Raw genomic sequence first — 25,242 nt, forward strand, 5'->3', positions numbered from 1 at the left:
GAGTGGTGAGTACATAAACTATTATCATTTCCCTCCGGTCACGAGAATTTAGAAAAGACATGAATAATACTGAACGTATCGTAAGGGTAATGGTGTTTTACAAAATAAATATATTTAAAGAGATAATATTCCGGGCGCTCCATGATCTTTTACCCGATTACGTACTGAACATTACTCAGGTCGATTCCACTGAACAGGCGCTGGCGGCGGTCGCGGATAATAACGTGGATGTTTTCTTCACTGAATTTAATTATCTGCTTAATCATAAAGAGTGGAGTGCGGAGGTCAGCAGCCGTTTTACATCTTTATGTAAAACCCATCACGTCAGGCGTGTTCTGTTGGTGCCCGAGCTGCCTTACGGGCTGTTAAAAAAAGTTCTGGAGATGAAATTTGAATTAACCATCAGTCAGCAGGATGAATTGACTGAACTGAAAAAGGAATTACCCGCGTTGCTCATGGCGGACGGGCAAACACCGTCGATCTCTTCGTGGCTCAGGCGGGTAATGCGGTCCGGTTCCCGGGCGCGCTCCATCCTCTCGGCCAGAGAGTGGGAGGTGCTCCATCTTATCGTGGAAGGATTTTCAACGACGGAGATTGCCCGTCATCGAAACCGTTCGGTCAGTACCATTGCGACGCAGAAGCACAATGCGATGAAAAAGCTGAATCTTTCCAACCACAGCGAACTGATTAAGTATGTGCAAGCGGTTGGAAAGATGGAGAAATAGCTCACATCAGGGATAGATAATATTCAGCGTAGCCGATGTATTGATCTTACCCTGGCTCACCTGGGCGGGCGCCCACACGTAATAGTACGCCGCCATCGGAAGGGTGAAATGTTCGTCCAGCGCCGCGCCAGCCGCCACGCTGAAAATCATCGTGGCGTTGCCACGGCTGGTGGTTGAGGTAGAGAAGGTCACCGGCGTTTGCGGGGCGTCACGTTTTATCAGGCGTAGCCCCACGCCCTGCGCCGCGCTACTGCTGCTGTCGATCAGCACCGAGCTGTCGGTTGAGAGCAGCTGCGTGCTGGACAGAAACATCTCAATTGCCCGATCGGAATTGCCGTTAATCCCGACGTTCTGACAGCTCATGTTCAGTGAAAAAGGCGTCAGCCCCGGCTGTGAGGATGCACTGAGCTGGGGAATGCCGAGCGTCGGCAGCGCTACGGTCAGCCCCGCATTATCAAAGGAACAGGTAGTCAGTTTTGGCGCGTATTTGATGATCATCGGCTGACCAAACATATCGCGGTTGTCGTAAGGCCACTTGAACCCGCTGAATAACCACTGCGCTATCTTGATGACCTGATTGATTGGCCAGGTGATGATTTCCCAGAAGGATAGCCCACTCATGTCGCTGACGAACAGAACGTCGCTCATGTTCGCTGTATCCCCCGTCAGGGTGGTGCCGCTCTGGTTAACGAGGGTGAAGCGAACCGTAAACGGTGTGTTCAGCTCAGACGCCGTATGGCTACCGCTGGCAGTCAGGGTTTTATTGGCCGGGGGATTGGTGATCTCCGCCCGCACCATATACTTGTTATTGCTGAATCCGAGGATGGTCGCGTATTTGCTGTCGGTCGAGAGGATCGGCGTGTAAGAAAATTCACTGTTACCCGTCGTACAGTTGAATGAGCCGCTGTACTGGGTGCTGAAGCTGCCGGTCCATGTGGGCGTGGCCGGGCTCAGCTTATCCGATAAATCAATGGTAATCGGTGTGCCATAAACGATGCTGCTGCCGGAGCAGGTGGCATAGCTCATCCCACTAATGCTGGAGAGGAGCAGGAATATGAATGATCGTAACATTTTGATAATCCGTAATTAATGGCAAACCGATGAGGGGCTGTTCAACCCCCAGGCTGGGGCGGAGATTTCGCACTTCCCGCCCCGGAGATGCACGTTGAGCGCGCGTGGCGGCTGTTCAGCGCGGATATACAGTACGCTGGCCTGGCCGACATACCCGACAGATTCACCGTGTTCATCAAGCACTTCGGTACCAAAGGGCAGCGGTTTGCCGTCGGCACGCGTCGCATGAAGTACCCATGACTGGCGTTTGTCGGTTTCGAAGCGGATATAGCTCACCGCCCCGTCGTAAGGGGCCACGTTAGCCATGTTGCCGATCACCTCCGCGCCAGCGCTGTTTTCCGTTTGCGATAACGTAATGGCGTTTTTGCGATACGGGGTGGCGTAAGGCACCAGCGCCACGCCATCGCGGTTCGTCATAATGCTTTCATCGCCGTTCACCATCAGTCCCTCCGCTTTTGGCGCATCGACGATAGTCATGGTTGTGCCGGTTTCGTTTGAGGCGAGAACGTGCCACGGGTAGGCCACCAGGCTTCCCCGTCCGCTGAGCCCGGTCTGGCGGTAGTCGGAGGATTCGCTGTAAGAGCCACCGAGTGTCGCGAAGTTCGAACGGTACGCGGCGTTAACGCTTGCCGCATTTTTACCCCCCCGCGCATTACTGCCGGAGAGGGTGTAGCTCAGGCGGTTCGACGCCAGCGCGTTCCCGCTCATGCTGATATTGCTCTGCTCGTAATGCGAATCGCTGGCCGTCAGGCTGGAGGTGATCCAGGCATTATTATCAAACAGCGAGAACGGCAGGCTGAGGGAGAGGTAAAGGCGCGTCTCTTCTTCACTGTCCCTGTTCCGTACCCGGCTGGCCGACAGGGTATAGCTGGCGCGGCCGATGGCGTTGGAATAGCCCATCTGGTATTCGCGCGTGGTTTGCTGTGAGTTCCAGTAATCGCGCTGTGTGCCGGAGACAAATACCGTGCCCCAGTTATTGAGCAGGCGCTGATTAAGGTTAAGCGTAAAGGTATTCTTGGGCTGCGCCGCGCGCAGGGCATCCCAGGTGCTTAGCGACATGTCGGGCGCAACGCCAAACCGATCTTCATAGTCGTCGTACTGCGCTCTCAGGCGCTGATACCCTTCGCGCGAATAGAGCGCGTCGCTGAAGCTGTAATAGCCTTTAGTGGAATAGCGATAGGCCGCCAGGGTGAAGTTGGTGGCGGTGGTATCGATAAATTTGCTGTACGACACGCGATAACTCTGACCGCTGCTGGTGCGATCCTGTAGGGTGGTTTTGGCGTGGGTGACATCAAACGAGACCGCGCCAAACGGAAGGTTCCACCCGGTACCGACAAGCCCGGCCTGGTAGTTATCGCTAATAATCGTCCCGGTATACCCGGTGATGAGGTTATTAAATCCGTAGCGCAGCGTGGCCTGCATGAATGCGGGTTCGGCATCGAGCGTGTTCTGGTGCACTTTACCCGCCACCACGCTGTACTGACTCACCCCTTCTTTTAGCATCCCGGGCACGGCGGAAAACGGCACCGTGAAGGACTGCTGTGAACCGTCCGCTTCACGCACCACCACCAGCAAATCGCCCGCAGAGCCGGTAGGCTGAATGCTGTCGAGGGTAAACTGGCCCGGCGGTACGTTCTCCTGATAGATCACGTTGCCATTCTGGATAACTTTCACCAGGGCGTTCGTCCGTGCCACGCCGTGAACCACCGGTGAAAAACCCTGCTGTGAATTTGGGCGCATCTTCATGTCCGACGCCAGCGACACGCCGCGCACGCGCAGGGAATCAAACAGATCGCCAGGAATATAAAAGTCACCCAGCGTCAGGTTGGATTTCAGCGAGGCCAGGGGACGGCGCAGGTAGCGGGTATTATTCTGCCAGCTACTCTCTCCGCTGGCCGTTTTCCGCCAGGCGCTGCTGTCGCGAAACTGCCAGCCGAACAGGTTGGCGCCGGAATCCAGCCCGGCATAAAAATCATCATTTGTGTCTTTCGCAGCGCCTTTTGCGCGGGTGTTATACCAGGTCGTGTTCCACGAGAGCATCAGCGCCGGGATCCCCTCATCCCAAAACTGGGGGGCAATGTAACCTTCTTCAGTACGCAGCACAGCCGCCTGCGGAACGGTAAGCGCCAGACTCAGGGTGCTGGTATCGGTTTTGACTTCACCGCCCTGAACCAGATCGCGCAGCTGCACCTGCCCGTGCGCAATGGCGGGCGCAGGTACGGACGTGGTGTTGATGCCAAGCGACCGGGCATCTTTCCAGGCAAGGCGGATGTCGTCACGCTGCTCGCCGTAGATGACGGTATAACGTCCCTTCCAGCTGCCGTTTACGTAGATATCCATCTCCTGATTGCCGGCAGGCATGGCGTTGTTTTCGGAAAAGCGAGACAGATCGGACTCACCGGATGCGCCAGCAAGCAGGGAGGGATCAAACGAGACGGCCCCTGATTTATGCGAAAGCAGAAGCGTGCAGACTGCCAGCAGACAGAGTCTGTTTTGTTTCATTTTCATGGTGAGTCTTTCCGATCACTGACTGGTGAAAGTCCGGGTTTTATACGCGCCAAGATCGTCCACATACATCAGCTGGAAGGTCTGTCCGCGATTAACCGTATTTTTTGCGGCGACCGTCAGCTGCCCAAACGGGGAAACCATCGGGGACTCCTGGAGCAATTTCGTTTTACCCAGCGAAATATTGGCGACCGTAATATGGAACGGACTGTTATTTGTAATGCGAAAGCGATCGCCTTCGGCGGCGAGCGTCAGTTTCGCCACCGCGTCATCCAGCGTGCCTTTCAGCGCAGCGGGCCGGTAAAAAAGTTTGATACGGGATTTAATCGCCAGCTGAACGGTATTCTGATTTTGCAGATTTTCAGGTCTGGGCGGAATGTCGAGGACATTCAGGAAAAAGACGGATTCGCGATCCGCAGGCAAGCTGGACGGCAGCTTTTTAATACGAAGCTGTTGGCCATTATGTTCGTTAACTTTTATCACCGGCGGCGACAGCAGAAACGGCACATTGGCTGTTTCCGGCGTGGAATTAATATCACCGTCATCTATCCAGGATTGCACCAGAGCGGGCGCATCGCCCGTATTCATTAACTGGACGATCACCTCTTTGTTATTTTCAGGATAAAGGACACGGGTGCCATTAATGACAATATTGGCCCATGAGTGACCGGTGCTTAGCAGTAAGCCTGCCAGCAAAATTGCCTTGCGCATGATTGCAACCTTAAATACAGGCTCTGCGAAAACAGAGCCTGAATAATCATTATTACAGGTAGGAAATGGTATACGTTACGTTGGAGCTTAACTCGCCCACGGTGGCGGCAGCGGCGTTCGTTTTATAGTAATAAACATCCAGCGTCAGCGTCTCGGAATCTGGCGCGGTCGCTGTACCCATAATATCCGTAGTGTAAGGCTGGTTCAGGGTAATTGGCGTAGACGAACCTGGCTCCACTAACGCAAAACCGACATTACGTGCCACACTGGCATCGCTTTCGTTCACGCTGTTATTCAGCAGGTATTTACCGTCAGTGGAAATATTATCCGCGCTGGAGAAATACACTTTCAGCGGGGTACCGGTTGTTCCGGCTGCTGGTGAACAACCTGAGAACGTCAGCGCAATAGATTTTTTATTCTTAGTGATCAGGCCAACCGTGGTGCCTGCATCTTTTACCGAAATAGGGGAAAGCGCAACGGTAAAGTCCGCGCTTTTACCGCCGTTAATGGTACAGGTTGTATCGGTAATAGCGCCGGTAAAGTTAATGATACCACCCGCTGAATTGTCTGCGGCAACTGCGCTGGTAGAAGCAATAGCGGCGGCCAGCAGTGATACGGTCATGATCGATTTGAACATGATAAACTCCATGAAGATTTGTGTTATTTAAAATGAATGTTAATCGGCTACACATGTCCCTGATGTACCGGCTAGACGCATGGCGACTCGGGAGAATGCTTTGACGATATTATGTTGCACTAAAAAAGTACATAACAAAACATTATTCCAACAACTTCTAAAGTTTAAGATTATAATCTTGCGAGTTAGTTTTTTTTAATGTTTTAACCTAAATGCGTTAGTTCGAATATTTTTATTAATGATTTAATAATTGTTAATTAATGAAGCTTTATGAATTCATCTCTCAATTAATATCACGCGACTTGACCACACAAACTTTAGACTTATTATTGCCTGGCAAATGCACATAATTTTAACAATGGCGTAATAATAATATGAAGTATCTCATTGATCTTACAATGCTTTATGAAGTCGACACCGGTATGATCATGATTAATGGAGAGGAAGAGTCATCCATTAAGTTATCTAACCAGGCGGGTCGTCTGCTTTATGAACTTATCATCAATAATGGTAAAACTCTCGACAGAGACGACCTGATAAAGAAGGTCTGGGAGGATCATGGTTTCTCTGGTTCTTCGGTAAGTCTGAATGTTGCCATAAGTGAAATCAGAAAAGCATTTCGTACTTTAGGATGCGATCCTTTACTGATAAAAACGATACGTGGCAAGGGATTTAGCCTTGCCGCGCATATTGAACATCACACGGTCAGGCCGCCGGTCGTTTCAACGCTTAGTGAGCAATCTGCCTCTGAAGCATTCGATACGCTAGCGCATAAGAAAGATGCCGATCCGCCTAAACAATTAATATCGCTGCACAGACTCTTTATTTCTCTTTGCACGTTATTACTGATTACCGTTATCGGCACCGCTGTTTTACTGTTGCACCAAAGGGATTCCTATGCCGAGAGCCTGAAAGATTCTGATATGCATCTGCTCGGTAAAGTAGACCGGTGTACGGTATACCTGATCGATAAGAATATGTATCAGCCGCGACAGCACTACTTTAATCACGTAAAAGAGGTCATTGCCAGTCAACATATCGACTGTCAACACCAGGTTGCAGATGCTTACTATTCCAGGTTTAAAAAGTCGCAGATAGAAAATTATTTCCTGGCCATCTGTTATCAGCAGGACAGTATCGACGATTATAAGAACTGCATTTCTTACAGAAGCCTGACCGGGAGTTAAAATATGTCAAGGACTAAAATGAGTGTACTGTTCAGTATCGTACTGGCGCTGTCTGCCATCGCGTTGTTGTGGATCTATTTTACCAGAACGCAGGATGAGGGGTTTGGCTGCCAGTCAGATACCATTTCCTGGAAAACCTATTCCACGGGTGAGTTAACCGATATGTCGCTAACCACGCTTTTCCTGTTTAACAACAAAGATGTTGTGACGGTTATTCATAAAGGCGTACTCAAGAAAGAGGGCAAAAGCTACCTGATTGACAGAAATTACACGCTCAGCGTGGAAAAAGTCGACGGAAGCAATATCTTTTATATTAAGGATAAAAAGCTGAATAAATCTGAAGATGATGCGGCGCCGGATGGCGTTGTAAACGAAATGTTACTTGATAATATCAACTTCTTCTATATTACCCGCGTTAAACCGCACGCCTGGTTAATTAAGGGGCTGGTTTTGCCTGTAATGATGTGTGTAGCTGTTCCGACGTCCTGATATTTCTCTTTATTGAAAAATCGATATTTATCTATTGCTCGGGAAATTGAGTGATTTACTCAATACGTAACAATAAGATACGAGAAATTTATTTATATTTTTATTGTTATTCTCCGGCGAGTGAATTTTTCTGTATTGCCTCGTTATTTTGCGGCTGTCTATACTCCGCCTCGAAAAAGGGGCTCCCCTTTTTATACACGTGGATTCTTTTTTGAAGGACTAAATAAATGAACAAACTGAACGCTATCGTTCTGGGCTCCCTGCTGTCTGTTTCTGCCCTGAGCGCAGTTAATGCAGCAGAAACGACGGCTTCTGCCACCTGGCAGGCAACCGCGACCAAAGACAGCGAATCCGACCTGGTTGTTACGCCAACGCGTGCTTTGAACTTCGTTTACAGCGCCAATACCAAATCTTTCAACACCGATACCGGTCTGTTTGATGTGGCTATCCGTGGCGATCACTCTACGGCGACCAGCTTCAAACTCGAAGCTATCCTCGACGATTCAAACAACACGCTGTTCAGCGTGGGCGGTGAAGCGACCAAGCTGAAAGTGGGTGCGCGTTGGGGCGGTAACGACCTGGGCTCTATCGGTGGCACCGTGGGGGCGAAATCAACCGCATGGACCACGCTGGTTGATTCTTCTTCTAACACCGGCGTCTCTTCTGGCCTGTGGAACCTGACCACCAGCGCAGGCGCGGCGGCAGATACCGAAATTACCGGCCAGGACAAATTCGTCTTCTACGTTGACTCCGCTCAGGACAACGCGGGTACTGCGAAAGAGTTCAAAGACCTGACCAACAGCCTGTGGGAAGGGACCGTATCTGTTGCGTTCCGCGCAACCTGGGGCTAAGGCCTGATCGATCCAGGGGCGCAAGCCCCTGTTTAGGGAAATAGCATGTTTAACCTCAAATCCGCCTTCTTATTTTTATTATTTATCTCTTCCTCCGCGCTGGCCATTAATGTGGGAAAAGTCACCACCATTATTCCTGCGGATGCTGACTCCACCGCCAAGGAAATAAAAAACGAAGCAGACAGCGTGCGTATTGTTTCTGTTCGCGCACAGCGGATCAGTAGCCCAATGGATGAAGGGATCGTCATTAATCCGGAGAAAGTGGACGAGCTGTTGCTGACGCCCACGCGCATGGTAATGCCCGCCGGTACCAGCAATATTGTCAAATTTTACTATCACGGGAACGCCGATAACAAAGAGCGTTACTACCGCATTACCTTCACGGATGAAGGGGTGAGCGAAGAGGTGGACAGCGGTTCACCAAAAAACGGTACCGGGATGACGCGCGCGGTGGTGAGCACCATTCTGGTGGTTCAGCCCCGTGATAAGAAGATCGACTTCGTCTATGTGGCGGGAAAAATAACCAATAAAGGGAACACCGCTTTTCGCGTCAATGCGACCGGAACCTGCCTGAAGCCGAATCCGGAATCACCGACTACGCCGTGTACCAAAAACTTCTACCTGATGCCGGATACCTCGCGCGCTATCGAGGATATCAACGTTACGGATAACCATTTTCATCTCGGAATATGGGACCTGAAACAGTTCATACCTGTTAAGTAAGGATGCATGGTGAAAAATAAATTAGTGTTGCCGGTGATGATGGCTTGCGCATCCGGCACGCTGCCCGCGCTTGCGCATGCAGCCTCAAGCTCCGTGGTTATCGCTAATTACCGTTTTCCCGACTCGCTTTATGCACTGCTGGAGCAGGGGATCAAAATTCCCGTCTATCTGGTGAATACGCGTTCACACTCAGCACAACAAGGGAACCACGAAGGCACGGCGAGCGAATATGTTCGTATCGGTGACGTGACGCTCTTTGCAAAAGATCTGAAGCTGGGGCTGAGGGACGTTCAGGTCCAGGAGTCTGATAACGGCATTCGTCTGTCAAAAGAGATGAGAACGTTATTGCAGAGCATTAACGACAAGCAGTTTGATGACCAGATGCGCATTCCGGTAAGTACGGGGTCCGCGTTCGAGCTAGATCAGAAAAAAATGCGCCTGTTGCTGAATCTGTCGCAGAGCGACTACGGGGTGAATATTCGCCCGCGTGAGGTGGACATTGATGCGCCGGAGTCTGACGACCTGAGCGGCACGTTCTCCTACAACCTCGGGGCGTATCACACCGAGAGCGGCTACGGTGACAGCTGGTCGTCGGGGTATCTGAACGCAAGAAACTGGATCTCAATGGGCGTTGATCATGTGCTGATCGACGGCTCTGGCTACGTCAACGAGAGCAGCAGCGATACCCAGATGAACGCGGTTATGTGGGAGCGCGACTATCAGGGGATGCGCTACGCCGCGGGCATGCTGAACGGCTGGGCGATGCAGTCTCTGGCGAGCGTCAGCGGGATTTCCGGCGGTGAAGTCTACGGCGTTTCCATGGGCAACCAGGCCAACTCCCGTAAGCGCGATAACACGCTCTCTCTGACGCCTGTGGTGGTCTATTTCCCCACGGCGGGCGAGGCCCGTATTCGTCGTGACGGGCAGCTTATCGGGATTCAGCGCTTTGACGTCGGCAACCATGAAATTGACACCAGCAGCCTGCCCTACGGGATCTACAGCATCGAAGTTGAGGTGGTGAGCGGAAGCCGCACCGTGTCACGTAGCATGTACACCGTGAATAAGCCGTTCTCCAGCAACGTGTCGGAAACACTGCGCTGGCAGATGTGGGGCGGGATGTATAGCCGCGATAAATCCGTCGTCAATTATAAAAAATACGCGAAACACAAAAACGAGCAGGACAACACCTACTACTACGATTACGACACCAAACATAAAGACACCATGTCGCTGGTGGGGGCCTCGTTCAGCAAGCGCAGCGGGATGGTCGACTGGAACGCCTCCACCTACATGATGCGGGAACACATCGTCAGCGAGCTGTGGGCCTCCCTGAACCTGACGAGCTATTTCTCGGTGAATACCCAGACCATGGCCGCCTCCGACGGAACGTACCGCGCCAACTACGGCGCGAATCTCAGCCTGCCGTGGCAGATCGGTTCGGTCTGGTACTCCCATGAACAGCTCTCCAGCGGCAAGTTCCTCGATATCTATGAGAGCAAGGGCAACACCTGGGGCGCCTCCTTTAGCCTGCCGTCGTTCGGCCTGCCCTCAGCGGGCAACCTGAGTCTGATGCGTCAGGAGGACGACCTCTATCGCTATAAACGCTATCAGCTGGACTACTCCCAGGGGTTATACGCCGGTCGCTACGGTACGGCGCGCCTGCGGGTGGGGATGTCGCGCAACAAATACGACGGGTATTACGAAGAGAAAGATCGCTACGTGATGCTCGATTTCGCCATACCGCTCGGCAATACCGTGTCGGTTGGCATTTCCCACAATCGCGATACCGGCACGGCGCTGAACGTCAGCGCCAGCCGCCAGTTTGAAGGCGATTACCTGAAATCGGCCACCGCCAACGTCTCGAAAGCCTTTAACAGCCGCCAGGATCGCAGCGTAAGCGGCGGCGGCAGCGTGAACTTCGACACGCCGTGGAACAGCAACATCCTCAGCGTCCAGAGCGGCATGAGTAAAGGCTGGAACTCCACGCTGACCAGTGACGGCAGCGTGGGCTGGTCCAAAGAGGCCATCGCCGCCGGGAAAGGCACCGAAAGCGCAGGGGTGATTGTCAGTACCGGTCTCAAATCTGATGAAGCGCTGACCCTGAAGCTTAACGGCCGGGCAGAACGCATCAAAGGGGATAAAACCTGGCTGTCGCTGCCGGCATACCAGGCTTATGACCTGGAAGTGATGAACAGTGAAACCGGTACGGAAAGCTATGAGATTGGCGCGAATGCGCGTCGCCATATCACGGTTTATCCGGGCAATACCGTGGTGATGAAGCCGCAGGTGAAGAAAATCGTCACCCTGTTTGGCCGCCTTGTGGATGCAAACGGCAATCCGATTGGCGCCACGCAGATCAAAAACCACGTTGGGCTGACCCGGACGGAGAACGACGGACGCTTCGTGATCGACGTTGATAAGAACAACCCTGTCCTGAGTATCGCCACGCCGGACGACAGCGTCTGCGAAGTGCGCCTGGACATTGAGTCTAACCGCGGTGCGCTGTGGCTCGGGGACATCTCCTGCGACAAAGGCGATTTCGTCTGGCAGGAAGCAAAAGGAACGCAGGAACGTGACGATGAAAAAGATATTCGCTCTTAATTTGCTGCTGATGAGCGCGGTGGCCCATGCGCAGGAGCTGCCCTATTTCGCCATTAATAATCCGGACAATAACGGTACGGGAAACAGCGCGGGGCTGTTTAGTCTGAACAGCACCTCGACCGCGTTTTTACACGGTTCGCGTGAGTGGCCGACGCTGAGCGCGAAAACGAATAACGGTATCGCCACTTACATCCCGGACAACAGCTACAGCGGTCCGGCAGGCAGCGCGCTGACCATCGACTTTTCGGTGACCGGTTCCAGCGCCTCTCCGTTCTTTAAAGGGACGGCGTGTTCCTCGTCCTGCGGCAACACGGGGTACACCCCGACGACCCGCTATACCGATACGTCGATGGTGGTCAAGCCGCCGGTGATGGAGCCCGGCACGTCATACGGGCGCTGGGTCCTGGGCGATCCGTTCTTTAACTATCTGCTCAACGCCGCGCCAGGGGATGAAGTGACCATCACCTCCACGCCGCAAATCAGCTCCATCAACAAAGTGACCACCACCAATACGCTTCACAAGGTGGGTACGCTGACCATGACCAACGCCAGGGCGCTCAACCTGGGGATTGACCCGATCAGCGGCGAGGTGACGATAGTCGATGGATCAACGGGGGCCACCTGCACCAAATACACCCGCAACACGATCTCTGGCGTGCTGTGCGACCTGCTTGAATACACGTTTGTTGGGGAAGATATCTCCGGTTACAACGGGGGGCTGGCGCTCACCTCTTCCCGCGTCAACAGCGTGCTGCAATCGCACATGAACGGCGGCACCGGGCTTGCCGCCGAGCTGACCTTCGATGAAAACACCTGGTACAGCATCTCCGGCGGTATCCTGAGTGATACGCGTGTCCTGGCGAACACCTTCCTCGCGGCGCCGCAGAAAAACGGCGGCAAAGCGTACCTTAAAATATTTTTGCCGAAGGCGTTAATTCTGAGCGTGGCGCAGGCGGGGGACGGCAGCAGCATTGGCAATATCGTCAGCCTGTGCCTGACGCCCGGCAACAGCTCGCTGGCGGCGGATTTCTGCTTCCAGCCGGGGGGCGGCCTGGTGATTAACCCTATTCAGCCGGGGCTGGAGATTACGCCCGACAACCCGGATTACGCCCTCGATCCTGACGGTCTGGGCGGCTCCGGGAAAGGCGCCATCGGCGAAACGCCCATTGAGATCCCCTACACCATCACCTACAGCGGGGCGCAAAAAGATGCGGCGATTGCGGTCACGGTAAAAGTCACCGGGCCTACTCAAAGCCTGAATGGGGTGGACTACTGCGCCTTCAGCGGCAACGGCTTTACGGTTCCCATTCCTGGCAACGTGCTGGTGGGGAAAAGCCAGACGCGCATGGCGCATAACTGTAAAGGCGAGGTATTGTCGATCCCGGCGCCGGCCACCCATGCGGAAGAGTGGGACAAAATGAGTTCCGGCGTGACCGATATGTGGCTCTGGAAAACACCGCTGATCCTCCAGTTCGTTATGGATAATCCGGTATCGAAGACCACCTATGACGGAAATAGCTGGTTTGGCGAAGTGACCGCGCAGGGAAGAATAGATGTTAGCGCATCCTGGAATTAATCAATCATGACTGGAAAATTCCTGGCTATTTTTGCAATAAATTGCTTCATTTCCACAGGGGCAAATGCTTTAATTATCGAAAGTCTGAATATTGATTTTCTTCCCGAAAGAGAAGTTGTTTTTCAGCCGATAAAAAACGATACCAGCGAACGTCAGAATTATACCGTTTCGCTTATTCAGGTAGACGTTCCTAAAGAGAAGGGAAAAGAGACCGAAATAAAAGACGGCGAAGTCATGTATTCGCCTAAGCAATTAACGCTGGGGAGCGGTGAGCGCGCGGGTTTTAAATTTTACTATACCGGCCCGCATGACAACAAAGAGCGATACTATCGCGTAAAATTCACCGAGACGCCGCTCCAGGCAAAGGTCATCACGCGCAAAGGCCAGCGCATCCAGTCGGATGTGGTGGTCTCGCTTGAGGCTATTTTGATTGTCCGTCCATGGACACGACATTTTGATTATGCGTTTAGCAACGGGGTGGTGAGTAATACCGGGAATACCTATTTTAAATATGTTTCCTCGGTCGGGTGCAGTACGCAATACAATAATTCAAAATATATTCCTCCGGGGCAACGGCTGGAAATAGATAATGCCGGGCAGGCTGCAAGGCGAATGATTATTTATGGCAATAAAATCATTCCGCTGACCACCTGCCCGTAGCAACCGCTTTCCTTCATAAAAGGAAATTAGCCTTTAGCATCATGCTAAAGATCCATCACTACAGGAGATAAAAATGAAAGCGATTTCATTCGTAGAAGCGAAAGACATTATTGGCGGCGCGTTAAACCCGTTCGCTGGTCTGGTTAAAGGTGCACAGCTGGGTTACGACACTGGCGCCAGCATCATGGGCATGGTTGGCGGTGTGGTTGGCGGAGTTCTGGGTGGCGCAATGGGCTTCCTGGGCGCGCTGGTTGGTAGCTACAACTAATTCACGTTTACAGGAAAAGTATCATGCAAGTTATCGATTTCAAAAAAGCACAGGCCATCATCGGTGGTTGGGATCCGTTTGCTGCCGCTATTCAGGGCGCAAGCGCGGGCTATAACGCGGGCAGCCAGATGTTAGGTGCGCTGGGCGGCACCATCGGCGGCGTATTCGGCCTGGTGGGCGGCTTCATCGGCGGTTTCTTCAGCGCTTAAGCGAGAAGCACGTTGTACGCATGGCCCGCATTGCCGGGCCATTTTTTTATTTCAGCCACGGATCATTATGTTTTCGCTCTTTCAGTATAAAAAACAGGGTAAGACCCCTGTTATTCGCCAGCATGAATTTACCGAATGTGGACTGGCCTGCCTGGCGATGGTGTTGGGGCACTATGACCACCATGTCTCCGTCAGCCAGCTGCGCCGGGAGATTTCCGTTTCCGCCGATGCGGGAACCTCAATGGCGGAATTGTTGACCCTTGCCAGCGATAAAAATATGTCTGGCCGGGTGCTTAAAGGCGAAATCACTGAAATAGAAACGTCTGAGCTGCCGCTCATCGCCTTCTGGCGCGGCAACCATTTCGTGGTCATCGTGAAGATCGACAGCCGCAGCGTGACCGTTCACGACCCGGCCAGCGGCGTGCGTCGTTACCGCCTGAAAGAGGCGGAAAAACTGTTTTCCGGCTATGTGCTTGAGCTTAAGCCCACGCCGTGTTTCGAAAAGAAATCCCCGGATGAAAAGCTCACGCTTGGCCGGTTAGCCAATAAATCTCCGAGCCTGTTCCAGCGCCAGCTGCTGCTGTTTGTGCTCTGTATTTTTACTCTCATCACCATGCTGGCGAGCCCCACCTACGTGCAGCTGATTATGGATGAGGCCATTTCCCGCAGCGACAGCGATCTGGTGATCCTGCTCACCGCGATCTTCGCTATCGTCTTTATCTTTGAAGTCATCGGTAAATTCCTCAAGCAGCTGCTTGAGATCCTGATGCGTAATATTGCCTATGACGATTTAAGCCAGTCCGTGCGCCACTACATGCTGCGCACCCAGACCAACTGGTTCCGCTCGCGCCCGCCGGGCATCGTGCTGGCTATTGAAAAATCGCTCCACGCCTGCGCGGAGTTCATCAGCAATGGCTACGTGCAAATTCTCTTTTCCAGCCTGATCGCCGTCACCAGCCTGCTGTTTATGCTGCTGTATAACGTCAAAATTGCGCTGCTGACGATGCTGCTGATGGGCGTGTTTTTCCTGATCCGCTTTTCGCTGATCGGCCCCTATCAACGCGCGGTGGATGACTCCATCGAGCGTACCGCCCAGTATGAATCTCTGCTGGTAGAGACACAGAAAGGGATCATTACGCTCAAGGCGAACAATATGGAGCAGGCCCGGGATGCGGTGATGGACAAATCCCAGCGCGAACACATCGCCGGGCTGATGCGTAAAGAGCGGCTGCTGGCCCGCTTTGACGTGGCTTCGCTGCTGGTGATCAATGCCGAGCAACTGCTGGTGGTCTGCTTTGGCGCGTGGCTGATCCTGGAAGGGCAGATGAGTATCGGGATGCTGTACGCCTATATCAGCTATAAGCGCTATTTTTCCGATGCCATGGTGCAGGTGGCGCAGAAGCTGCTGGACAAAAATGCCCTTAAGGGGCCGCTGGATCGCGTGGGCGACCTGCTGTTTGCCCCCTCTGAAACCAGCCAGTTTGGGAAGCGGATTGTCACCTCGCCGGTCTGTCTGCAATTTGAGGATGTCTCATTTGCTTATCCAGGCCGGGAGGCCACGCTACAGCATATCAACATGACCCTGAAGCAGGGCGAAGAGGCGGTGATCGTTGGCCAGAGCGGGTCGGGAAAAACCACGCTGCTGCGTCTGATCTCCGGCATGTTGCTGTCATCGTCTGGCACGCTGCGGATCAATAAGATCCCCATTGAAGAGTGCGATCTTTCCTCGCTGCGCCAGCACATCCGCATTGTCCATGCAGACGATATTCTCTTCACCGGCTCGATTCTGGACAACATCGCCTGCTTTGACAGCGCGCCGGATAAAGAGCAGGTCATCGCCGCGTGTCGGCTGGCGGAAGTGGACCACGTCGTCGCCCGTCTGCCGCACGGTTACGAAACGGAGATGCTGCCGGGGAACACCTTTTTCTCGGCCGGGGAGATGCAGCGTCTGGTCCTGGCGCGCGCCCTGTACAGCCAGCCTAAGCTACTGCTCTGCGACGAAGTGACGGCGAACCTGGATAAGACCACCGCGCAAAAGGTGCTGGCGAACCTGCGTAGCCTGGGGATTGGCCTGGTATTTGTTACCCACTCGCCGGACGTGGTGGGCTGTCAGGGGCGTCTCTATACCATGGAAAACGGCACCCTGCGGGAGAGTGAGCAATGATGTTTCTGCCGCGTCTCTATGCCCGACTCTGCGCGCGCCAGGCCGGACGCACCTTAATGGCAAACCGGATTGCGCAAAACTACAGCCAGTTTATGCCCTGCCCGGAGGCCGATGTGCCGGCTGATTTTCTGCATCAGAACGCCCATGAGCTGAGCGGGTTTAACTTCGTGGAACAGATTTTCCCGCCCGCGCTGTGGGCGCGCAACGTTCGCTTCGATCTGCATGCGTACGTGGCGCAGTGGACGCAGGATCAGGGGTTTTACAGTTCGCCTCGCACCCTGCTTCTGGGCATGCGCTGGGCGGGCTTTGGCCTGATTATGGATGCGCTGCTCGCCACCGCGCCAGATGATGTGCGCTTTCAGTTTATTACCCGTCACCCTGCGCTGCACAAGCTGATGGCCGCACACGATGGACGGCGCGCCGGCACGTTTTTCGCCCCTCAGCGCCTGGTGACGGTGCTGCTGATGGATGAACGCCTGCCGGATGCGCCACTGTTCCCAATTCAGGCAGGCGATCGCAAGGCGTGGTTAACGGACGTCTCCACGCGGTTTTTATCCCGTTATGGCTACAGCGTCCGAACGCTGCTGCCGGTCTGTTCGCTGCACGCGGTAGAGTTTGGGCTGGAGAGCCAGGCGTATGCGCCAGAGGATTACCGTCTGGCCGCCGCCGACACGCTGAACGCGCTGCGCAAAACCCCCACGCTCTGGAGTGGATGGGACGATCTTTCAGTGATTTATCATGGATGACATATCGTGAAATTAAAAAACCGAAGCCGACAGCGTCGGGCGCTAATCCCGCACCACTTCTCAAAAAGCTATCAAATCAACGCGCCGCGGCTGAAAACCGTGCTGACGCTGTTCATCGCCTTTTTTCTCTGCCTGCTGGTCTTTGCGATTGCTTTCAACTTTTCGGAAACCACGCTGGCACGCGGGGTGCTGATCCCGGCGCAGGGCGATGTGGAGGTGCGCGCCAGAGAGTCCGGAACCCTTGTTGATTTTGCCGTCCGGCCCGGCCAGTACGTGAAGGAAAACGATCCGCTGTTCACCGTGTCGCAGGACTATGGCGGCAAGCAGGGCTCGGTGGTGCAGTTTGACCGCCAGCAGATGGAAGCGGAGAAAAAGCGCAGCGAGCAGCGCATCCAGGCCATTGAGGACTCGATAGCATCGTATCGCAAAAATCTGGCGCAGCAGCTGGCTCTCACTGACAAGCAGATCGCCGTTTCCCGCGATAAGGTGAAGAAGCTGCGCGCGCTGTTAAAAAACAGCACCGACACCTACGAGGCGTGGAAATCCGTCTCCGGGAAGGGCTATGTCTCCAAAGTGGATCTCGATAAAAGCCATAACGATGTGCTCAACGCCCAGCTCAACCTGACGCTGGAGGAGAGCACTATTCTTGAGCTTGAGGCGCGCAAAACCAGCCTGACCGACAGCACCCAGTCGCAAATTGATTCGCTGAGCGAAGAGCAGCTGTACGTGAAAAACCGCATCAGCGAAATCGATCGCAACCTGTCCAGCCGGGGGAGTTCCACCATGGCGATGCTGGCCCCTTCAGATGGCTACGTGGTGGCGATTAACTTCCCGCCAGGCCGGGCCATTACGCAAAACAGCGAGGTGGTGGTGGTGATCCGTAAAAATACCGCGGCGACGATGGAGGGGTACCTGTATGTTCCGGCAACGGGGGTGGGGCGCGTGGCGAAAGGCGATAAGGTTAAGCTGCGCTTCGACTCCTGGCCCGTGGACAAATACGGTTCCGTGGAGGCGACGCTGTCCGATTTCTATGAGGTAAACATTGATGCCCATTCGGCGCTGATCCCGCTCCAGGAAGGGCAGAACTACTACCTGGCTAAAGTGCGCGTCCCCTCCTGGTTTACCGACCCGGACAAGAAAAAGCGCATGCTGATGGGCGGGATGACGGTGAACGCCGATATCGTTATCGATCGTAAACCGCTTATCAATCTGCTGATTGCGCCGCTGGAAAGGGTACGCAAGCGGTTTATCGATTGACCCGATTTCATCGATCATCGCCCTTTAGCCCACATTCTTAACGGCACCCTGGGGCTATTCTCCTTCTCATACCAACCGGAGGATAGCCCATGAACATTACGCAAATTCGCAATGCCACCCAGCTGATCACTTACGCAGGAAAACGCTTTTTAATCGACCCAATGCTGGCGCCAAAAGGCGCTTATCCGGGTTTTCCCGGCACCGCGCGGGCCGATATTCGCAACCCGATGGTCGAGCTTCCCGTTGACGTTCAAACGCTGCTGGACACCGATGCGGTGATCGTCACCCATACCCATGACGATCACTGGGATCAGTATGCCGTCGAGCTGATCGCCAAACACAAGCCGATCTACGTGCAAAATGATAGCGATGCCGCGCTGCTGCGCGGACAGGGCTTTCACAACCTGACGGTCATGACCGACGAAACGACGTTCGGCGATATCCGGATTGCGAAAACTTATGGCGGCCAGCACGGCACTGACCGCGCTTATGCCGTGCCGGAGCTGGCAGAGCGTCTGGGTGAAGCCTGCGGCGTGGTCTTCCGTCATCCCGATGAGAAGACGCTTTATATCGCAGGGGATACCATCTGGCGCGACGCGGTTGCGGCCGATCTACAAAAGCATCAACCGGACGTTGTCGTGCTCAACGCTGGTTACGCCCACGTCATCGGGTTTGGGCCAATTATCATGGGGGAAGAAGATCTGCTTAACGTGCATTTCCTGCTGCCGCAGGCGAAAATCGTGGCGACCCATATGGAAGCTATCAACCACTGCCTGCTGACCCGCCGCGCGCTGCGCGAGTATGTTGACGCCAACGAGATAAGTGACGCGGTGAGCATTCCTCAGGACGGCGAAACCGTTATATTCTGAGTGTTAAAGGGGAAAGGAGAGACAGATGCCGCTTGTTAACGTTGCTATTGTCGCGGTGGACGGGTTTAGCCCGTTCCACTACTCCGTCCCCTGCATTCTGTTTGGCGATACGGTATCCGGGGAAAAGCGCTTTAACGTCACGATCTGCGCTGAAAAACCGGGATTCCTGACCTCGAAAGACGGTTTTGCCCTGCATGCGACGCAGGATTTTTCCGCGATCGCATCGGCTGAAATTGTGGTTGTACCCTACTGGCAGCACGTACTGGAGCGCCCGCCTCAGACGCTGCTCGACAGCCTGGTTCAGGCCAGAGACAACGGGGCGGAAATTGTTGGGCTGTGTCTGGGATCGTTTGTGCTGGGCTATGCCGGCATACTCAGCGGCAAACGGGCCGCCACCCACTGGGAGTTTGAACACCAGTTTCAGACGCTGTTTCCGGACGTTCGACTGGACATCAACGCGCTCTACGTGGACGACGGCAATGTGATCACCTCGGCAGGTACCGCCGCCGCGCTCGACTGCTGTTTGTATATCATCCGCCAGCGCTTTGGCAGCGTCGTCGCCAATCAGATTGCCCGCCGGATGATCGTCCCGCCGCACCGCGAGGGCGGGCAGGCGCAGTTTATTGCGCAGCCTGTGCCGAAAGATACCCGCGACGGGCGGATTAACTGTCTCATAGACTACCTTCAGCAGCACATTTCCGAGCCGCATAACCTGGATTCGCTGGCGGACGTGGTGTCGATGAGCCGACGCACGCTGACCCGCCATTTTATCAAGGCGACGGGCATGAGCGTTGCCGACTGGCTTACCGCCGAGCGACTGCGGCGCAGCCAGATCCTGCTGGAGTCCGGCAGTCTGCCAATCGAAAGCGTCGCTGAGCAGGTGGGGTTTTTATCAGCGGTGACGTATCGGCAGCAGTTTAAGGCGCGCTTTGGCGTCAGTCCGGCGGAGTGGCGTAAGACGTTTCGCGTTAAGCCGTTTGCAGCGAAAAATAATGCTGGCGAGATGGAATAAAAAGACGTGGGCGACTTCTTTGCCTTTAAAGCGGGCGGTAATGGGTATGCATCAGACGGGTTACAAGCACTTCTCTTCCGGTTAAGATAATCCACGTTACTTTCCAGAAGAAAAGGTAGTGGCATGAACAATATTGAAACGCAGTTACTTGAATCAGGTTTCACCGTAAAGGAATTAGCGTATCTGAACCGAAACGTTAGCCGTTATGGTTCATCCCTGCTCGAGGTGGTGCTTGAGTTGGGCAAGCGTTTCATCATGGTACTGTGTATTACTGCGGCTGTGGCTCTGATTTTCCTGGCGCTTCTTTTTTTCGCTGAACATTACAATATTGTTTCCGGCGGTATTTCTCTTTTCATCGTATTGATTATTGCCTGGTTTTTTCAACCCCCAATCATTGCTTACAAAGCCTGGCGCTTCAGAAAGAAATACATTAGTTCTGGCCAGACGCATTAGAAATTAAATCAAACGAGACTTTTGCAGAGACACCCCAGCCGACAATTTTCATAGTGAGCGCTGCGCGATTCATTCCGTCGACTTTGCGGTAGAAATCCAGCGGGAGATAACGAAACAGACGCCATGATTCGGGTTTCCGGATGGCGCCAAATACCGTATAGACGCTTGCTGCCAGGCTTACGCTATTGAATACCCCAAGTGCTGATTCACGTTTAAATCCCATAAACTGAGCGATATCCATGACGCCATCTGCCAGCATACCTTCGGAGTTTGGTTGATGTTGAAGCGTTCTGTTAATTTCTTTTGAAATGGCATTTGCACCATCCATAACCAGAATCGCTCCTGCAAGCGCACCCACTGGATTCATTGTCATCATTGCACCAACACCTGCAACAATCTGTAACCCTGAAAGCACAACCTTAATCGATGAGATAACGTAACCGACGACTTTGTTATTTTCTTTAACCAGTTCAATCTGAGCAAAAAGCTGAGCTGTACGGGAGCGAAGCATTCTGCTTTGCTCAAGAAGACTTTCGTTCTCAGCCCGGATGTTTTTCAGGCATTCCATGCACTCCTCATCACTTCTGGCTGCCCGGGTAGCACTAAATTGTTGCATCACAAACTGCCGAATATCATCCATAAATTTAATCCGTGCGAGTCCGTCGCTGAGATGTTGCCCTCCGACAATATTCGCAGTATTGATGAGCTTGCGGGCTTCAAGATTTATCATTGTTTCAGCCCATGCGCGGGCGTTCTGACCAGGGAAAAGTACAATATCCATTTTAATTTTCTCATCTGATAACCAACGTTTACAGATTATCCTGGCATCAGAAACTGGCAACAATAAATTTGATAATCTGTCGCGAGCGCAGAATTCGCCGAAGGTATATACCGACGGAAATCATCTTCGTCGTTGATGGCGACCTTGAAAGTGGTGACTGCATAAAAGAAATGCATTACCCCAGCCGCTCCATCCGCGTCTCCCCCTCCATCATCGACAGCTGATACAGCGAAAACGATCGGTGCTTCTCAATCAACTGCGCCAGCTCCGGCGAGTGGCTGGTGAGCCAGATCTGCGAGTAGCGGCTGGCCTCGGCAATGAGGCTTGCCAGAGCGGGCAGCATCTGCGGATGCAGGCTGTTTTCCGGTTCGTTGAGGGCGATAAATGCGGGAGGGCGCGGGCTTAGCAGCGCCACCGCCAGGCACAAAAAACGCAGCGTGCCGTCGGAGAACTCTGCCGGTTCCAGCGGCCTGCTCAGCCCCTCGCGCTGCATCATCATGCGGAAGCGCCCGCCGGTGTTGTCGCTGTAAAACACGCAGCCGGGGAAGGCCTGGTCGAGAATGCGCATCAGCAGCAGCTCGTCGCCAATTTCGACAATGGTCTGAAACGCGGCGGCCAGGTTCGCACCGTCGCTGGCCAGCACCGGGGAACGAAAACCCACCTGCGGCGCACGGATCGCCGAGCCGGATGAGACGGAAAACTCATGATAAAAGCGCCAGTTACGCAGGGACTCGCGCATCTGCGACACTTCGGGATAGAGGTGCGGTTCGCCGAGCTGCCCGAACACCGACTCGTTCTCATACAGCGTACCGCTGTGGGTCACTTTTTCGTGATGCACGTTGTTCAGGAAAACCGCCTGATTCTTACGCTTCATCAGCTGTGACGACGGACGACGGTGCTGGCCGCTCAACCAGATAGATTCCTCTTTGATCACCGGATCGAGCTGAAACTGTGAGGGATAGGGCAGCTTTTCCACGAACCCGACCTGAAGCTCATATTCATAGGTTTCCGTTTCCACCGCCAGGTTCATGCGCCGCAGCTGGTCGCTGCGGGTTTTGCCCGCCCAGAACACTTTCAAAATTCCCCCCTCGTTTGCCAGCGCCTGGGAGAATTGCCCCTGCGCCGCGCTGTGCATCAGGTAAATCGCTTTATAAATATTGGATTTTCCGGTGCCGTTGGGGCCGAACACGATGTTGAGCTGTTCCAGCTCAAGCGACATATCGCGAATTGAGCGGTAGTTTTGAATATGCAGATTTTTGATCATCGGGGTACTCCGCTGTGCATGCTTAACCTGTACAGAATTACAGTATTTTACGCTGAGCGCAAAAAAAAGACGACAGTGAGGGTGTCGTCTAAACGGGGTACAGCTTTGGGCCTCTGTGGGTCAATGGGCCTTCGCTTCTTTCTTATCAGGTAACGGCCAGACGCAGACCCAAATCATCAGGATAGGGATCAAAGTAGTTTTGCGTCATCAGATACCGGTCAGGGTATTCAGCCAGATAATGCTTAAGCAACGTCAGCGGCGCGAGGATCGGCAGCAGTCCGTCCCGGTAATGCAGGATCACATCACGCAGTTCTCCGCGCTGGCGGCTGTTCAGCTGGTTACGGAAATAGCCCTGAATGTGCATCAGCACGTTAGTGTGATTCTTCCGCGAAGCGGGTTTTTTCAGGATATTCATCAGTTTGTCGCGATAGGCCACGAAAAACGCGTCCAGATCGTCCCACTCATGCAGTGATGCCACAAACGGACCAATTTCACGGTAGCCTGCCTGATGGTGCGCCAGAAGCTGAAGCTTATAGCGGCTGTGAAAGTCCAGCAGGGCACGGCGCGTCAGGCCATTTTTACGCATTACGTTCAGTTCGTGGAGAGCAAAAACGCGCTCAACAAAGTTTTCCCGCAGTACCGGATCGTGCAGGCGACCGTCTTCTTCGACGGGCAGCCAGGGGAAAGTTTCAAGGAGGGCGGCGGTGAACAGCCCGACTCCCTCCTTGCGGCCCCGGTTGCCGTTTTCGTCGTACAGCCGCACGCGCTCCATGCCGCAGCTAGGGGATTTTGCACAGACGATAAACCCTGACAGATCGCCGATTTTCGGCAGATAATCTGCCGTAAATGCGGCCATCTTCTGCGTGACGTCATCGTGCGGCGCTTTGCTGAATCGCATTTCTGTCTCGCCGCCAGTGGTCATCACCAGGCGCAGCGCCGGACGAGGCGTGGGCAGGCCGATAGCCATTTCAGGGCATACCGGGCGGAAAGCGACCCACTGCGCCAGCTCATCCATCACAAAGCCCATACGCTTATGTCCGCCGTCAAAGCGAACGGCGGAACCGGTCAAACATCCGCTAATACCCAGCACAGGTTTTGTTGTCATGATGTGCACCTCCCGATCTCATATCTAAAAGTTACACAACAATGCGTATTTGTCCAAGTATTGACGGGATTATTTTTTAATCGTCTTTAAAATCAAGAGCAATCAGCTGCCCTTGTAGGTTGAGTAACCGTACTGGCTGAGCAGAAGCGGGATGTGCAGTTTTTCATTGGTGCGGGTGACGGTGAACAGCACCGGCACTTCCGGGAAGAAGGAGTCCAGCTTTTTGCCGTGGAAGTAATCTGCGGTTTTGAAGGTCACTTTATAGACGCCTGGCGTCATATCCTGATCCTGCGGATAGAGCGATTTAATACGCCCGTCGTGGTCGGTTTTACCGCTGGCAATCGGGGTCCACTTGTTCTGCTCCTGCTTTTCCAGCGTGACGGCCACATCCGCTGGCGGCATACCGGTTTGCTGATCCAGAACGTGGACGCTCAGGGTGCCTGCCGGGGCGCTGAATGCGGCAGGGGCGAAAGCCATTGTAGCCAGTATCATCAGAGGGAGTGTCTTTTTCATCGTGTTTTCCTGTTGAGTTGTCGGTGACAGGAAAACGTTAGCACTCGCTGCGCGAAAAAATATTCAACTTTTCGTGAAGTTTGCCACAGCAGAAAATAATCAGAGGATAATTACCTCAAGGGAAACCTGCTGCTGCCACTGCGCAACCTGCTTTTTTCGCGCGGCGGTAAGTTTACCGCTGGTAACCAGCAGCCATTTGCGATCCGGAAAAATTTCCGGGGCCAGCGCGGCAGGGGGAACCGGCAGTATGTCGATGCGGTGGCCCTGGCCGGTGCGCGTCAGGGCTTCAAGCCAGATCTCACACGGGTCGTTCAGATGCCAGCCGCTGATGAGGATGTTATCGCCCGGCGCTTTTTTATCGCCCTCAAGGCAAAACGAGGTGTAGGCGATGAGGATGCCGTCGAGGATCTCACGCAGCGTCATGGCGGCGGCGACGTTGGCCGATATCTGGCTGCGCAACGGACGCAGCACGTTAGTGACCAGCTCTGGCCTTGGGTATTCGCGTCCGGCGTCGTAAATCATCTGACGCAGGGATTCAATTTTCCCCTCCTGCAACTTTTGCAGCATGGCCTGTTGCAGGGTTTGCCAGTTATTGGCGCGGCGCGGCACAGGACGTTCCAGCAGTGATTTTACCTGGCCGATGGGTACGCCTTTTTTAACCCAGTCGAGGATTTTCAGCGCCTGCTGAACGTCCTCATCGCTGTACAGGCGGTGACCGCCGTCCGTACGCTCGGGTTTGAGTAATCCATAGCGTCGCTGCCACGCCCGCAGCGTGGTGGCGGTGATGCCGCTGAGTCTGGCGAATTCGCCGATGGAGTAAGCCATGTCTGCATCCGAAGAGAAGGAGTAGTCTCAATATACTACG

The 25,242-nt window shown here is 53.8% G+C and carries 25 protein-coding genes; 16 read left to right on the forward strand and 9 right to left on the reverse strand.

Features of this window, described 5'->3' with window-relative positions; genetic code table 11:
- Positions 1-89 precede the first annotated feature (89 nt).
- On the forward strand, positions 90-725 hold the full coding sequence (locus tag ACNQ0T_RS14175; RefSeq protein WP_032622107.1) for a LuxR C-terminal-related transcriptional regulator: 636 nt from the start codon (positions 90-92) through the stop codon (positions 723-725).
- Between the two features lie 6 nt (positions 726-731).
- Here ACNQ0T_RS14175 and ACNQ0T_RS14180 read toward each other — a convergent pair whose 3' ends face one another.
- Genes ACNQ0T_RS14180 through ACNQ0T_RS14195 form a run of 4 tightly spaced genes read right to left on the reverse strand, consistent with a single transcriptional unit; the run spans position 732 to position 5,649 of the window.
- Positions 732-1,796 (reverse strand): fimbrial protein, encoded by a 1,065-nt coding sequence (locus ACNQ0T_RS14180; protein WP_417930168.1) that lies wholly within the window; start codon positions 1,794-1,796, stop codon positions 732-734.
- Between the two features lie 15 nt (positions 1,797-1,811).
- A complete protein-coding gene (locus ACNQ0T_RS14185; RefSeq protein ID WP_032626649.1) occupies positions 1,812-4,304 on the reverse strand; it encodes a fimbria/pilus outer membrane usher protein in 2,493 nt (830 codons plus the stop codon).
- 15 nt (positions 4,305-4,319) lie between these two features.
- Positions 4,320-5,012 (reverse strand): molecular chaperone, encoded by a 693-nt coding sequence (locus ACNQ0T_RS14190; RefSeq protein WP_063147050.1) that lies wholly within the window; start codon positions 5,010-5,012, stop codon positions 4,320-4,322.
- 52 nt (positions 5,013-5,064) lie between these two features.
- On the reverse strand, positions 5,065-5,649 hold the full coding sequence (locus ACNQ0T_RS14195) for a fimbrial protein (RefSeq protein ID WP_022646579.1): 585 nt from the start codon (positions 5,647-5,649) through the stop codon (positions 5,065-5,067).
- Positions 5,650-6,023: 374 nt separating this feature from the next.
- Between ACNQ0T_RS14195 and ACNQ0T_RS14200 the strand changes: the two genes are divergently transcribed.
- The 15 genes from ACNQ0T_RS14200 (at position 6,024) to ACNQ0T_RS14270 (ending at position 20,714) form a co-directional block, all read left to right on the forward strand.
- Entirely contained in the window at positions 6,024-6,836 is an 813-nt protein-coding gene (locus tag ACNQ0T_RS14200) for a winged helix-turn-helix domain-containing protein (protein ID WP_022646580.1), read from the forward strand.
- 18 nt (positions 6,837-6,854) lie between these two features.
- On the forward strand, positions 6,855-7,325 hold the full coding sequence (locus tag ACNQ0T_RS14205; RefSeq protein ID WP_022646581.1) for a hypothetical protein: 471 nt from the start codon (positions 6,855-6,857) through the stop codon (positions 7,323-7,325).
- A gap of 227 nt (positions 7,326-7,552) precedes the next feature.
- Entirely contained in the window at positions 7,553-8,176 is a 624-nt protein-coding gene (locus tag ACNQ0T_RS14210) for a common pilus major fimbrillin subunit EcpA (protein ID WP_003860995.1), read from the forward strand.
- A 45-nt stretch (positions 8,177-8,221) separates the two neighbouring features.
- Positions 8,222-8,899 carry a fimbria/pilus periplasmic chaperone gene (locus ACNQ0T_RS14215; protein ID WP_022646582.1) on the forward strand — a complete coding sequence of 226 codons (678 nt, stop codon included), beginning with the start codon at positions 8,222-8,224 and terminating at the stop codon, positions 8,897-8,899.
- 6 nt (positions 8,900-8,905) lie between these two features.
- On the forward strand, positions 8,906-11,500 hold the full coding sequence (locus ACNQ0T_RS14220) for a CS1-pili formation C-terminal domain-containing protein (RefSeq protein ID WP_417930171.1): 2,595 nt from the start codon (positions 8,906-8,908) through the stop codon (positions 11,498-11,500).
- A complete protein-coding gene (locus ACNQ0T_RS14225; RefSeq protein WP_058646783.1) occupies positions 11,478-13,076 on the forward strand; it encodes a hypothetical protein in 1,599 nt (532 codons plus the stop codon). The genes ACNQ0T_RS14220 and ACNQ0T_RS14225 overlap by 23 nt, the downstream gene beginning before the upstream one ends.
- A gap of 6 nt (positions 13,077-13,082) precedes the next feature.
- Entirely contained in the window at positions 13,083-13,736 is a 654-nt protein-coding gene (locus ACNQ0T_RS14230; RefSeq protein WP_006812468.1) for a hypothetical protein, read from the forward strand.
- Between the two features lie 73 nt (positions 13,737-13,809).
- The gene (locus ACNQ0T_RS14235) at positions 13,810-14,004 is read left to right on the forward strand and encodes a hypothetical protein (protein ID WP_022646586.1); all 195 of its coding nucleotides are present in this window, start codon (positions 13,810-13,812) and stop codon (positions 14,002-14,004) included.
- A 23-nt stretch (positions 14,005-14,027) separates the two neighbouring features.
- Entirely contained in the window at positions 14,028-14,213 is a 186-nt protein-coding gene (locus ACNQ0T_RS14240) for a hypothetical protein (protein WP_001196016.1), read from the forward strand.
- A gap of 67 nt (positions 14,214-14,280) precedes the next feature.
- Positions 14,281-16,377, forward strand: a complete 2,097-nt coding sequence (locus ACNQ0T_RS14245; protein WP_417930173.1) for a peptidase domain-containing ABC transporter — start codon at positions 14,281-14,283, stop codon at positions 16,375-16,377.
- A complete protein-coding gene (locus ACNQ0T_RS14250) occupies positions 16,374-17,123 on the forward strand; it encodes a hypothetical protein (protein ID WP_417930175.1) in 750 nt (249 codons plus the stop codon). The genes ACNQ0T_RS14245 and ACNQ0T_RS14250 overlap by 4 nt, the downstream gene beginning before the upstream one ends.
- Before the next feature lie 6 nt (positions 17,124-17,129).
- Complete coding sequence (locus ACNQ0T_RS14255) at positions 17,130-18,380, forward strand: HlyD family secretion protein (RefSeq protein WP_023298992.1); 1,251 nt, start codon at positions 17,130-17,132, stop codon at positions 18,378-18,380.
- An 89-nt stretch (positions 18,381-18,469) separates the two neighbouring features.
- Positions 18,470-19,249 carry an MBL fold metallo-hydrolase gene (locus tag ACNQ0T_RS14260; RefSeq protein WP_032626633.1) on the forward strand — a complete coding sequence of 260 codons (780 nt, stop codon included), beginning with the start codon at positions 18,470-18,472 and terminating at the stop codon, positions 19,247-19,249.
- Between the two features lie 25 nt (positions 19,250-19,274).
- Complete coding sequence (locus ACNQ0T_RS14265) at positions 19,275-20,261, forward strand: GlxA family transcriptional regulator (RefSeq protein ID WP_022646591.1); 987 nt, start codon at positions 19,275-19,277, stop codon at positions 20,259-20,261.
- A 123-nt stretch (positions 20,262-20,384) separates the two neighbouring features.
- Positions 20,385-20,714: a hypothetical protein gene (locus ACNQ0T_RS14270; protein WP_022646592.1), complete on the forward strand. Its 330-nt coding sequence runs from the start codon at positions 20,385-20,387 to the stop codon at positions 20,712-20,714.
- Here the strand turns inward: ACNQ0T_RS14270 and ACNQ0T_RS14275 are convergent.
- The 5 genes from ACNQ0T_RS14275 to ACNQ0T_RS14295 all read right to left on the reverse strand — a co-directional run bounded on the left by ACNQ0T_RS14275 (position 20,692) and on the right by ACNQ0T_RS14295 (position 25,202).
- Entirely contained in the window at positions 20,692-21,495 is an 804-nt protein-coding gene (locus ACNQ0T_RS14275; protein WP_022646593.1) for a DUF4225 domain-containing protein, read from the reverse strand. The two genes, ACNQ0T_RS14270 and ACNQ0T_RS14275, sit on opposite strands and share 23 nt — an antisense overlap.
- Before the next feature lie 175 nt (positions 21,496-21,670).
- Complete coding sequence (locus tag ACNQ0T_RS14280) at positions 21,671-22,759, reverse strand: AAA family ATPase (protein WP_032626628.1); 1,089 nt, start codon at positions 22,757-22,759, stop codon at positions 21,671-21,673.
- Positions 22,760-22,904: 145 nt separating this feature from the next.
- Positions 22,905-23,864: a YbgA family protein gene (locus ACNQ0T_RS14285; protein ID WP_022646596.1), complete on the reverse strand. Its 960-nt coding sequence runs from the start codon at positions 23,862-23,864 to the stop codon at positions 22,905-22,907.
- A 102-nt stretch (positions 23,865-23,966) separates the two neighbouring features.
- Complete coding sequence (uraH, locus tag ACNQ0T_RS14290) at positions 23,967-24,377, reverse strand: hydroxyisourate hydrolase (RefSeq protein WP_063854027.1); 411 nt, start codon at positions 24,375-24,377, stop codon at positions 23,967-23,969.
- A 99-nt stretch (positions 24,378-24,476) separates the two neighbouring features.
- A complete protein-coding gene (locus tag ACNQ0T_RS14295) occupies positions 24,477-25,202 on the reverse strand; it encodes a MerR family transcriptional regulator (protein WP_022646597.1) in 726 nt (241 codons plus the stop codon).
- Between the last annotated feature and the right edge of the window lie 40 nt (positions 25,203-25,242).

Source organism: Enterobacter cloacae complex sp.6700776 (assembly GCF_048284255.1).
Taxonomy (GTDB): Bacteria; Pseudomonadota; Gammaproteobacteria; order Enterobacterales; family Enterobacteriaceae; genus Enterobacter; species Enterobacter intestinihominis.